The following is a 10,567-nucleotide window of genomic DNA, read 5'->3' as shown; positions in this document are numbered from 1 at the left end:
ACCCTGCCGCCGGACGTCGGCTACTTCCTCGCGGACACGTGGCGCATGCACCCGGACCTCTGCCGCGCCGTCTCCCGCTTCGCCTACGACGGCCGCCTCACCACAGCCCCTGCGGCGCGGGAGCGGCTCCTGGCCGGGCAGGCTCCCGGCATCGAGTGCGTCTCGGTGGACCACGACGGCAATGCCACGTCGTCCGTCGAGGAGGCTGCCGAGGTCCTCGCCCAGGTCCGGCGGCACCTCGGCGTGCCGTGGACGCCCGACGCAGGGGCTCCGCCCCGACCGCTGGGGCAGGCCGACCTCCTCGTGGTGGCCGCCTACAACGCGCAGGTACAGCTCGTCCGGGAGACCCTGTCCGCGGCGGGATACCGGAACGTCAGGGTCGGGACCGTGGACAGGTTCCAGGGCCAGCAGGCCGCCGTCGTGATCGTCAGCATGGCGGCGTCGTCCGCTGCCGAGGCACCGCGGGGCATCGGTTTCCTGCTGAACCGCAACCGGATCAACGTCGCCGTCTCACGCGGCCAGTGGCGGGCGGTCATCGTCCGCTCCCCCCGGCTGACCCATCACCTGCCCGCGACCCCGGCAGCGCTCGAGGAGCTCGGCGCCTTCATCGGCCTCTGCGACGGCACGGGCTGACGGCGCGGATCGACGGCGCGGACGGCGAGCTCCGGGCGGTGCCGTCTGAGGGGAGCAGACCACACCGCGTGCGGTCCGACCCTTAACGAAGAAGCAGGCCGGACCGGAGTCCGACCTGCTTCCCACGAAAAGATCTAGTTGAAGATCCGAGCCTTAGAGGGGCTGGATGTTCGACGCCTGAGGACCCTTGGGGCCCTGCTCGGTGTCGAAGCTGACCTTCTGGTTCTCATCGAGCGAGCGGTAGCCGCTCGCGTTGATGGCGGAGAAGTGTGCGAACACGTCTGCGCTTCCGTCGTCGGGAGCAATGAATCCAAAGCCCTTTTCAGCGTTGAACCACTTCACGGTACCTGTTGCCATTTTTGTTTATCCTTCTGAAATTCAGACGCGATCCGACTTTCGGAACGCCCCAGTCGCGGCGTGCTTGTCCGCTTTTTCAGAGACGCGGCCTATCCCGCGAGGGCTAAACCGCGCGAAATACAAATGCGCAACACTACAACCGGGATCCACTTAACCAAACGTTGGAGGGTAAAGGCAAGCAGAGTCCGAAGGTTTTTTGATCCGTGACCCTCAGGCGGCGACGGGGAGCATGGTTCCGGCGAGCAATTCGAAGGAGCGCAGCCAGGCGTCGGTGGTGCCGGCCTGGGTCGCGACGATGAGTTCGTCGGCCCCGATCCGGTCGCTGAAGCGCTCCAGGTAGTCCCGGACGACGTCGGGGGTCCCCACGGCGCTGTAGCGCGCCATGTCGGCCATCTGCTGGCCGCCCGGCGACGCGAGGATGGCCTCGGACTCCTCACGGGTGAAGGTCTGCCCGCGCCCGAGGAGGAGTGTCACGCGACGCAGCATCGCCTCGTGGAACTCGTGGTGGGCGTCGGTGGCGCTGTCGGCCGCGATGACGTTGACCCCGGCGATGAAGTGTGGCTTCTCCGCCTGCGCCGACGGCGTGAACTCCCGGCGGTAGATGGCTGCGGCGTCCAGCAGGGCCTGCGGTGCGAAGTGGGAGGCGAAGGCGAAGGGCAGGCCGAGGGCGGCGGCGAGCCGGGCGCCGAAGAGGGAGGAGCCGAGGATGTACAGCGGGACGTTCGTGCCCTTGCCGGGAGTGGCCTGCACACCCGGGACCCGCGTCTCACCGGTCAGGTACCCCTGCAGTTCGAGGACGTCGGAGGGGAAGCTGTCGGCCGACATCGGATCACGACGCAGTGCACGGGCGGTGACCTGGTCGCTGCCGGGCGCCCGGCCGAGGCCGAGGTCGATCCGCCCCGGATGCAGGCTCTCGAGGGTGCCGAACTGCTCCGCGATCGTCAGCGGCGAGTGGTTGGGCAGCATGACCCCGCCGGCTCCGAGGCGGATGGTCGACGTGTGGGCGGCGACGTGCGCGATCAGCACGCTCGTGGCCGACGACGCGATGCTGCCCATGTTGTGGTGCTCGGCGTACCAGATCCGGCGATAGCCCCACGATTCCGCGTGCTGCGCGAGCGACACGCTGGAGGCGAACGTCTCGGCGGGCGTCGAGCCCTCGGCGACCTGCGCCAGATCCAGGATGGACAGGGGGACAGACATGGGATGCACCTCTCGATTTCCGGGACCGCGGCGGGGGCCGCGGACCTCTTGAGGGAACGGTTGCCCGGGTGCATCTATTTCCTGCGCCCGCCCGAGGACGGCGCGGTCGCGCGCTGCAGGGCGCCCTGACAGACTGGGGCCATGCCGAACAGCGAACCGCAGACCTCCGAAGCCGCGCTCCGGGAGCGCCAGGACCACCTCGTCCGGACACTCGCCGTCGAGCAGAACACCGAACGCCTGCAGTCCCTGAGCGATGAGCTGGAGGCCGTGCAGCGGCGCCTGGAACAGGCCCGCACCACCTGATCAGGGTCCGCCGGGCGGCGTCTCGATGGTGAGGACGCCCTGCGCGCTGCCGTCCCTCGCGGCGTAGGTGTGCCCGGTGTCGGCGGGCCACGAGGAGGACTCCCCTGCCCGGACGAGCACCTCGGCGCCCGACGGTCCCACGCAGGCCGTCCCCCGTACCACCCGGAGATGCTCCACGGTGCCGTGGCGGTGTGGCGGCGAGACCCGCGTGCCCCGCGCGGCGATGGTGAGCCAGAAGACCTCGGTGGTGCCGCCGTCGTCGTGCGTCCGGACGGTCAGCAGGCGGGCGTCGACGACCCCGTCCGGGACGCTGTGCCCGGTTCCGTCCCCCACGAGTCCCGTGAGCGGCACCCCGAGTGGACCGGCGAGCGCGTAGAGCGTCTCGAGCGTCGGATTGCGGGTGCCGGCCTCGAGCTCGGACAGCGTCCCCTTGCCGATGCCTGCGCGGGACGCGAGACCGCTCAGCGTGAACCCCTGTGCTCGTCGCAGTTCCGTGATGCGCCGGGCGACGGCGGCCCGCGGCGACACATCGCGGGTGGGCTTGTCCTCGGGCATCCCTGCATCCTACGCTTGCCGTTCCGTATACAGAACGCTTCTGGGGCTGCAGCGCTCCGAACAGGAGATGCGCGGTGCACACCAGCTCCACCGTCCGGCCCGGCCTGCACGAGCCCGTCCTCGCGGGCGTCGTCACGGCCCTCGTCGGTTTCACGTCGTCCTTCGCCGTCGTGCTCGCCGGACTGCGTGCCACGGGTGCCTCGCCGGAGCAGGCGGCGTCGGGGCTCCTGGCGCTGACCGCCGTCGTCGGCCTCGGGATCGTCCTCCTGGCGCTGCGCTTCAGGCTCCCCGTCACGCTCTCCTGGTCCACCCCGGGGGCCGCACTGCTGGCCGGGGCGAGTATCCCGGCGGGAGGCTGGCCGGCGGCCGTGGGTGCGTTCCTGGTCACGGGCCTCCTGTTCGCGCTGACCGGCGCGGTGCCCTGGCTCGGGCGGGTCGTGGCACGCATCCCCCAGCATCTGGCGCAGGCCATGCTCGCGGGGGTGCTGCTGCCCCTCTGCCTGGCGCCGTTCCAGTCCCTGGGCACCATCCCGCTGCTGGTGCTGCCCGTGATCGCCGTCTGGCTGGCCGCCTCCGCCGTCATCCCGAAGTGGGCCGTACCGCTCGCCCTCGTCGCGGCCCTGGTGGTCATCGGCCTCCAGCTCGCCCGCGACGGGACCGGGATCGATCCGGCCGACCTGGTGCCGACGCCGGTGTTCACCGTGCCCGTCCTCGACCCGGCCGCCGTCGTGGGGATAGCCCTGCCCCTCTACGTGGTGACCATGGCGTCGCAGAACCTCCCCGGCGTGGCCGTCCTGAAATCCTTCGGCTATCGGACGCCCTGGCGTCCCGCCCTGGCCGTGACCGGGGCCGGCACGGCGCTCGTCGCCCCGTTCGGCGGGCACGCCGTCAACCTCGCGGCCCTGTCCGCCGCACTGTCCGCGGGTGAGGGGGCGGGCGAGGACCGGGACCGCCGCTGGATCGCCGCCCTCACCGCGGGATTCTCCTACCTGGTGCTCGCCGCCGTCTCGGGCGCGCTCGTCGTCGTCGTGGGTGCCGCACCGGCCGGACTCGTGGAGGCGGTCGCCGGCCTCGCGCTCATCAGCACCATGGCGACGGCGGTGACCGCCGCGTTCGGAGACGCGACGGGCCGGATGAGTGGCGCCGTGACGTTCCTCCTGGCGGCATCGGGCCTGTCCGTCCTGGGCATCGGAGGGGCGTTCTGGGCCCTCGTGGGAGGGCTCGTGGTACGCGCGACCCTGGAACGGACGACCCGCCCGCGGCCGCGCGGCCGCCACTAGACCGGGGTGTTGGGAGCCTGCGCCTCGTCGCCCTGCTCACGTGCCTTGCGCTGCCGCGCGCGGTCGAGGGCATTGATGGCGGGCGCGGCGGTGATGCCGTGGATGACGATCGAGATGACGATCACGAGGCCCCCGACACGCCACAGCGTGCTCTCGTCAGCGGCGAACTCGCCCTTCGAGAGGGCGTAGCTCAGGTAGTAGACGGAACCGATGCCGCGCACTCCGAAGAAGGCGAGCGTGCTGCGCTCCCACGGGCCCGTCTTGCCCCGCGCCAGGCTGAACCAGGCCGTGACGGGCCGCACCAGCAGGACGAAGGCGACGGCGACCACCACCTCCAGCGGCCGGAGGCCCTCGAACAGGCCCCGCGCCACGGCCCCGCCCAGCAGGACGAGCACGACGACGGTGAGGAGCCGCTCGAGCTGCTCGATGTAGCTGTGCAGCACACCGTGGTAGCCGTGGGTCTGTTCCCCGGCGCGGATGGTCAGGGCGCACACGAAGACCGCGATGAAACCGTAGCCCTCGATCGCCTCGGTGAGCCCGTACGTCAGGAACGTCGCCGCGAGGGCGACGAACCCCTCGGAGTAGTTGGCGAGGCGGACGCTCTTGATCGGCGTCCGGAAGAAGACCCGGGCCAGCAGCTTGCCCATGCCGAACCCGAACGCACAGCCGATGATCATGCGCCACAGGACGTCGAGCAGGATCCACTCCACACCCCAGGCGGACGGGGACAGACCCACCGTGCTCATCAGGATGGCGAGGTACACGAAGGGGAAGGCGAGGCCGTCGTTGAGCCCGGCCTCGGAGGTCAGGCCGAAGCGCACCTCGTCCTCGGCCTCGAGGTCCTCCTCCGACTCCGAAGGCTCCCCCACCTGTACCTCGGAGGCGAGGACGGGATCGGTGGGCGCGAGGGCCGCGGCCACGAGCAGGGCGGAGGCGAGCCCGAGGCCCAGCAGCCACATCCCCATCAGCGTGAGGATCAGGATGCACAGGGGCATCGCGATGCCGAGGAGGCGCCAGGTGGTGGACCAGCGGCGCCAGCCGAGCTTGCGGTCGAGCGCCAGCCCCGCCCCCATCAGCGAGATGATGACGCAGACCTCACTCAGGTGGATCGTCACATCGCTGTAGGCCACCGGATCGGGATCGGGGAGGTCCTTGGCGAAGCTGAACACCAGGATGCCGGCGGCGAGGAACACCATGGGCATCGAGACCGGCGCGCGCATGAGCAGGCGCGGCAGGAGTGCTGCCGCGAACACGGCGAGACCCGCCGCCGCGTAGATGATGCTTGCTGCTTCGAACACGCGACCTCTTCCGTTCTGCCAGTCCTACCCGGTATGAGCCCCTTCCCAACAGTAGGGCAGAGCCCGCCGTGATCGGGCAGCTTGACTCGGCGCCTGTCGCCCTCAGTGAAAGGGATGCCTCGTGGCCGGGGAGCGTCACCACCGCGTGAGAGCATGGAATTATGCCCACTTCCACCCACCCCATGGTCGATGTCACCGACATCATCCGCGTCGTGGGCGGAGCCGCCTTCCAGCGCGGACAGACCTACGCCAAGGACGGCGCCGTCAGCTCACTCGCCTGGGACGCCGAGTCGAAGCTGCTGACCGGGAAGGTCCGCGGGAGTGCGCCCAGCGACTACCGCACCAAGCTCCGCCTCGGGCTGAAGGGCGACGGACGCTTCCGTCCCCTCGAGAACTTCTGCAGCTGCCCCGTCGGGGCGGACTGCAAGCACGTTGCCGCCACCGCGCTGCAGAGCAACACCGAGAACCTGCTGGCCCAGCACGAGCGCGACCTCGGTGCTCGCCCCGCACCGCGTCCGTCCGCACCGGAGGGCTGGCAGGCCTCACTGACGGACCTGCTCGAGGCCGATGCCCCCTCGACCGATCCACCGGCCCCGCTGACACCCCTCGGCCTCCAGTTCGAGCTGCGGACGCCCGAAGTGGCCGTGCAGCGGTGGGGATCGGCCGCCGAGCGCCAGGGGCAGCGGACGCTCAACACCCGCCTCGGCGTGCGGCCGGTCAGCCAGAACGGCAAGGGCAAGTGGATCAAGAACAACCTGTCCTGGGGCAGCATCAGCTACCAGACGTACGGGCTGAAGCTCGACCCGGACCAGCACCGCTGGTTCTCGCAGTTCCCGGCACTGCACCGCGGCACGGGCGTCAACTACTTCGGCAACAACGACTCCTGGCTGTACCTCGACGACTTCAGCAACCCGCTCCTGTGGCAGCTGCTGGACGAGGCGCAGCGCCTCGGCATCGCCTTCGTGGGATCCAAGAAGTCCGTGAGCATCGAGCTCGCGGGCCGCGCCACCCTGAAGCTCGACGCGACGGAGACCGAGGACGGGGCCCTCCAGCTCTGCCCGGCGCTCGACGTCGACGGGCAGCCCCACCCCTCGGACACCGCGCACGTGATCAGCACGCACGGCATCTACACGGTCGCCCCCGACGACACCATCACCCTGGCGCCGACCTCCAGGAGGCTGACGCCGAAGGACATCGAGCTCCTGCAGCGCGGCCGCGCCGTCGTCGTCCCCGAGGAGGAGAAGTCCCTCTTCCTCCAGGAGTACTACCCCAGGCTGCGACAGTCCATCGAGGTGGACAGCAGCGACGGCAGCGTGGAGCTCCCCGAGATCCAGCCACCGGTCCTCGTCCTCACCACGGCCTACGGTGCGGACGGCTCGGTGACCCTCGACTGGCACTTCGACTACCCGCTGGGTGATGCGGTCCAGCGCAGGCCCTTCCGCCGGGGCGGTCCGGGCAGTGATGACGGCTACCGCGACGCCGACGCCGAGGACGGCCTCGCCGCTGCTGCGCGGAGCCTGCTCGGCTCCCTGCCGCTCAAGTCCCTGCAGCTGAAGGACATGCAGGCCGTGGAGTTCGCGGAGGACGTGCTGCCCCAGCTGATGGAGCTCGAGGGCGTGACGGTGGAGGTCGTCGGCGAGAAGCCCGACTACACGGAACTGACGGAGACGCCGACACTGCGCATCAGCACCGTCGAGACGGACAACCGTGACTGGTTCGACCTCGGCGTGATGGTGACGGTCAGCGGCCGCACCATCCCCTTCGACTCCGTCTTCCGGGCCCTCGCGCAGGGCCGGAAGAAGCTGAAGCTCGTCGACAACAGCTACCTGTCCCTCGAGCAGCCCGTGTTCGACCAGCTCCGGGAGCTGATCGAGGAGGCCCGCGCGCTGAGCGAGTGGGACCCGGAGACCGGCCTGCAGATCAGCCGTTACCAGGCGGGACTCTGGGCGGACTTCGAGGACCTCGCCGAGGAGACCGAGCAGGCGCAGTCGTGGCGCGAGGCCGTGAGCGGGCTGCTCGAGCTCAAGGACGTCGAGGCCACGGCCGCCCCCGCCGGCCTGGTCGCGGAGATGCGCCCCTACCAGGCCGAGGGCTTCAGCTGGCTCGCCTTCCTGTGGCGGCATCAGCTCGGGGGCGTCCTCGCCGACGACATGGGGCTCGGCAAGACCCTGCAGGCACTGGCCCTCATGACCTACGCCAAGGAGAGCCGGGGGCTGGACGCCCCGTTCCTCGTCGTCGCACCCACCTCCGTGGTGCCGAACTGGTCCAACGAGGCCCACCGCTTCGCACCGGGGCTCAGGGTCGTCGCGATCAACGACACCCAGGGCGCCTCCGGGGTCCCCATCCGCGAGCAGGTCGGCGACGCCGACATCGTCATCACCTCGTACACGCTCTTCCGGCTCGACTTCCCCGCCTACCAGGACCTCCCCTGGTCGGGGCTCGTGCTCGACGAGGCGCAGTTCGTGAAGAACCGCGCATCCAAGGTGCACCAGGCGGCCAAGGACTTCGACGCGCCCTTCAAACTGGCGATCACCGGAACGCCCATGGAGAACAACCTCATGGAGCTGTGGTCGCTGTTCAACATCGTGGCGCCGGGCCTCTTCCCCTCGGCCCGGAAGTTCACGGAGGACTACCGGACGCCGATCGAGAAGATCGGTGACAACCGGCCACTGGTCCGGCTGCGCAAGCGCATCCGCCCGCTGATGATGCGCCGGACCAAGGAGGCGGTCGCCTCCGACCTGCCCCCGAAGCAGGAGCAGGTCCTCGAGGTGGAGCTCCACCCCGAGCACCGGCACATCTACGAGACGTACCTGCAGCGGGAGCGGCAGAAGCTCCTCGGACTGATCGAGGACATGAACCGGAACCGCATGATCGTCTTCCGTTCGCTGACCCTGCTGCGCATGCTCAGCCTCGACGCCTCCCTCGTCGATCCGGAGCACGAGGGCGTACCGTCCGCGAAGCTCGAGGTGCTGTTCGAGAACCTCGACGGCATCCTCGCCGAAGGACACCGCGCGCTGGTCTTCAGCCAGTTCACGTCCTACCTGAAGAAGGCGGCCGAACAGCTCGACGCCCGCGGCATCGAGTACGCCTACCTCGACGGGTCGACGCGGAGCCGCGGCGAGGTCATCGACTCCTTCAAGGACGGCAAGGCCCCGGTGTTCCTCATCAGCCTCAAGGCCGGCGGATTCGGCCTGAACCTGACCGAGGCGGACTACTGCTTCCTGCTGGATCCCTGGTGGAATCCCGCGTCGGAGGCCCAGGCCGTGGACCGCACGCACCGGATCGGCCAGACGAAGAACGTCATGGTCTACCGCATGGTGTCCAAGGGGACGATCGAGGAGAAGGTCATGAAGCTCAAGGAGCAGAAGGCCAAGCTCTTCACCTCGGTCATGGACGACGACGCCGTCTTCAGTTCCGCCCTCACCGCCGAGGACATCCGGGGGCTGCTCGAGGCATAGTGCCGGTCAGGCACGGTCGCGCAGCGAGGGATCGAGCATCTCGGCGAACGCACGGCCCCGCGAGGCGATCCACCAGTGGCCCCCGGGGACGGTGGTGACGGTCAGGTCCTCGATCCACTCGTCCAGGCCGTCGACGAGGTGCGGCGAGAGGAAGGGATCCTTCAGCGGCACGATGACGTGCACGGGAACCCGGACCCGGGTGGGCCGGGGCAGCCTGGCCGCCGAGGACAGGGTGGTCCGGTACAGGGCGAGACCGCGCACGGGATCGGCTCCCACGTTCCGCCGCGCGGTCAGCTCGTAACGCCGGGTCAGGACGTACTCCCACACCAGCTCCGGGAGGACCGGCAGCCGGAAGGCCCCGACGTACCAGCTGCGCAGCACCTGTCCGAGCCCCTGCGGCACCAGCCGCGGCCGGCGGAAGCGCCCGCGCAGCCAGCGGGAGAAGTGGCGGAGATCGGGTCCGGAGATGCTGGTGTAGTCGATCACCAGCCCGTGCGAGCGCTCGTCCTGGAGCACGGCCCAGCCCTGGATGGACCCCCAGTCGTGGCCGACGAGCCGAACCCCGCCCGGGGCCCCGACGGCCTCGAGCACGGCGAACACGTCGTCGACCAGTTCCGCCAGGGTGAAGCCGGCGCCGCCCAGCGTGCGCGACCGTCCGGCGTTCCGGGTGTCGAAGGCCACGAGGTGGTGCGTGGGCGCGAGCTCGCGCAGGACGGGGGCGAACACCCGATGGTCGTCGGGGTACCCGTGCACGAAGACGATGGTCGGTGCATCGGCCCGGGGGTCCGCCCCGTACTCGAAGACGGCGAGGTCGGCGCCCCGCGTAGGGATGGTGCGGTGCCGCTCGCGCAGGAGGTCCATGGGTCCCACCCTAGGGGCTGGTCGTGCCCTGCGGGAGGGCGATCAGGCGTCGGGCCCGGGACGCCCGGCCACGATCCTGCCGTCCTCGAGCCAGATGGTCCGATGTGCGACGGCATCGGCGAAAGCGGCATCGTGGGTCGCCAGGACGACGGCCCCTCCCCCTCGCGCGTGCCGGGCCAGCAGGCCTGCCAGCAGTGTGCGCGCGGCCTCGTCGAGGCCCGCGGTCGGTTCGTCGAGCGCCCACACGGCCGGCCCTGTCGCGATGATGGAGGCGAGGGCCACCAGGCGCCGCTGGACGAAGCCCAGTTCGTAGGGGTGGGCGTCCGCCAGCGCTCCGAGTCCCACACCGTCGAGCGCGGCCGACGCCCGCCGGACGGCCGCACGCCTGCGGACGCCCGTGGCCAGCGGCCCGAAGGTCACCTCGCGCAGCGCCGTCCGCTCGAAGAGCTGCTGGTCCGTGTCCTGGAACAGGTACCCGACCGTGGCGGCGAGGGTACCCGTCGGCTGACGGCCGATCGGCACCGCGTCCACCGTCACGGAGCCGCCGTCCGCCCGGTGCAGGCCGTTGAGGTGCTGCAGCAGCGTCGATTTCCCCGAGCCGTTGGCTCCCCTCACCGCGATG

At 70.3% G+C, this 10,567-nt stretch carries 10 protein-coding genes; 4 read left to right on the top strand and 6 right to left on the bottom strand.

The genetic code is table 11. The features are described 5' to 3' along the window. Positions 1-633 (top strand): DEAD/DEAH box helicase (locus tag CVO76_RS03070; protein ID WP_244186165.1); only part of this gene is annotated, 633 nt, incomplete at its 5' end. A gap of 153 nt (positions 634-786) precedes the next feature. On the opposite strand, the gene CVO76_RS03065 is transcribed toward CVO76_RS03070, so the two are convergent. Both CVO76_RS03065 and CVO76_RS03060 read right to left on the bottom strand, forming a co-directional pair. Then, positions 787-990 carry a cold-shock protein gene (locus CVO76_RS03065; RefSeq protein WP_026533290.1) on the bottom strand — a complete coding sequence of 68 codons (204 nt, stop codon included), beginning with the start codon at positions 988-990 and terminating at the stop codon, positions 787-789. Positions 991-1,200: 210 nt separating this feature from the next. Further along, positions 1,201-2,190 (bottom strand): LLM class flavin-dependent oxidoreductase, encoded by a 990-nt coding sequence (locus CVO76_RS03060; protein ID WP_208740632.1) that lies wholly within the window; start codon positions 2,188-2,190, stop codon positions 1,201-1,203. Positions 2,191-2,331: 141 nt separating this feature from the next. On the opposite strand from CVO76_RS03060, the gene CVO76_RS03055 reads away from it, so the two are divergent. Beyond that, positions 2,332-2,493 (top strand): hypothetical protein, encoded by a 162-nt coding sequence (locus CVO76_RS03055; RefSeq protein ID WP_208740631.1) that lies wholly within the window; start codon positions 2,332-2,334, stop codon positions 2,491-2,493. Here the strand turns inward: CVO76_RS03055 and CVO76_RS03050 are convergent, their stop codons facing one another. Next, on the bottom strand, positions 2,494-3,048 hold the full coding sequence (locus tag CVO76_RS03050; RefSeq protein WP_208740630.1) for a helix-turn-helix domain-containing protein: 555 nt from the start codon (positions 3,046-3,048) through the stop codon (positions 2,494-2,496). 74 nt (positions 3,049-3,122) lie between these two features. On the opposite strand from CVO76_RS03050, the gene CVO76_RS03045 reads away from it, so the two are divergent. After that, positions 3,123-4,328: a benzoate/H(+) symporter BenE family transporter gene (locus tag CVO76_RS03045; RefSeq protein WP_208740629.1), complete on the top strand. Its 1,206-nt coding sequence runs from the start codon at positions 3,123-3,125 to the stop codon at positions 4,326-4,328. On the opposite strand, the gene CVO76_RS03040 is transcribed toward CVO76_RS03045, so the two are convergent. Then, on the bottom strand, positions 4,325-5,626 hold the full coding sequence (locus CVO76_RS03040) for a cation:proton antiporter (RefSeq protein ID WP_208740628.1): 1,302 nt from the start codon (positions 5,624-5,626) through the stop codon (positions 4,325-4,327). The genes CVO76_RS03045 and CVO76_RS03040 overlap by 4 nt on opposite strands. Before the next feature lie 161 nt (positions 5,627-5,787). Between CVO76_RS03040 and CVO76_RS03035 the strand changes: the two genes are divergently transcribed. Continuing rightward, positions 5,788-9,084: an SNF2-related protein gene (locus tag CVO76_RS03035; RefSeq protein ID WP_208740627.1), complete on the top strand. Its 3,297-nt coding sequence runs from the start codon at positions 5,788-5,790 to the stop codon at positions 9,082-9,084. Positions 9,085-9,090: 6 nt separating this feature from the next. On the opposite strand, the gene CVO76_RS03030 is transcribed toward CVO76_RS03035, so the two are convergent. Then, positions 9,091-9,945 (bottom strand): alpha/beta fold hydrolase, encoded by an 855-nt coding sequence (locus tag CVO76_RS03030; protein ID WP_208740626.1) that lies wholly within the window; start codon positions 9,943-9,945, stop codon positions 9,091-9,093. A gap of 42 nt (positions 9,946-9,987) precedes the next feature. Then, the coding region (locus CVO76_RS03025) for an energy-coupling factor ABC transporter ATP-binding protein (protein ID WP_208740625.1) at positions 9,988-10,567 on the bottom strand (580 nt) is incomplete at its 5' end.

The sequence above is a fragment of the Arthrobacter agilis genome (genome assembly GCF_002953615.1).
Taxonomy (GTDB): Bacteria; Actinomycetota; Actinomycetes; order Actinomycetales; family Micrococcaceae; genus Arthrobacter_D; species Arthrobacter_D agilis_B.
This window is presented reverse-complemented; position numbering and strand designations above follow the sequence as displayed.

What these genes read in the sequence shown, in the direction of transcription:
- CVO76_RS03065 (WP_026533290.1), bottom strand. Translation starts at nt 990, where the DNA reads ATGGCAACAGGTACCGTGAAGTGGTTCAACGCTGAAAAGGGCTTTGGA.
- CVO76_RS03060 (WP_208740632.1), bottom strand. Translation starts at nt 2,190, where the DNA reads ATGTCTGTCCCCCTGTCCATCCTGGATCTGGCGCAGGTCGCCGAGGGC.
- CVO76_RS03055 (WP_208740631.1), top strand. Translation starts at nt 2,332, where the DNA reads ATGCCGAACAGCGAACCGCAGACCTCCGAAGCCGCGCTCCGGGAGCGC.
- CVO76_RS03050 (WP_208740630.1), bottom strand. Translation starts at nt 3,048, where the DNA reads ATGCCCGAGGACAAGCCCACCCGCGATGTGTCGCCGCGGGCCGCCGTC.
- CVO76_RS03035 (WP_208740627.1), top strand. Translation starts at nt 5,788, where the DNA reads ATGCCCACTTCCACCCACCCCATGGTCGATGTCACCGACATCATCCGC.
- CVO76_RS03030 (WP_208740626.1), bottom strand. Translation starts at nt 9,945, where the DNA reads ATGGACCTCCTGCGCGAGCGGCACCGCACCATCCCTACGCGGGGCGCC.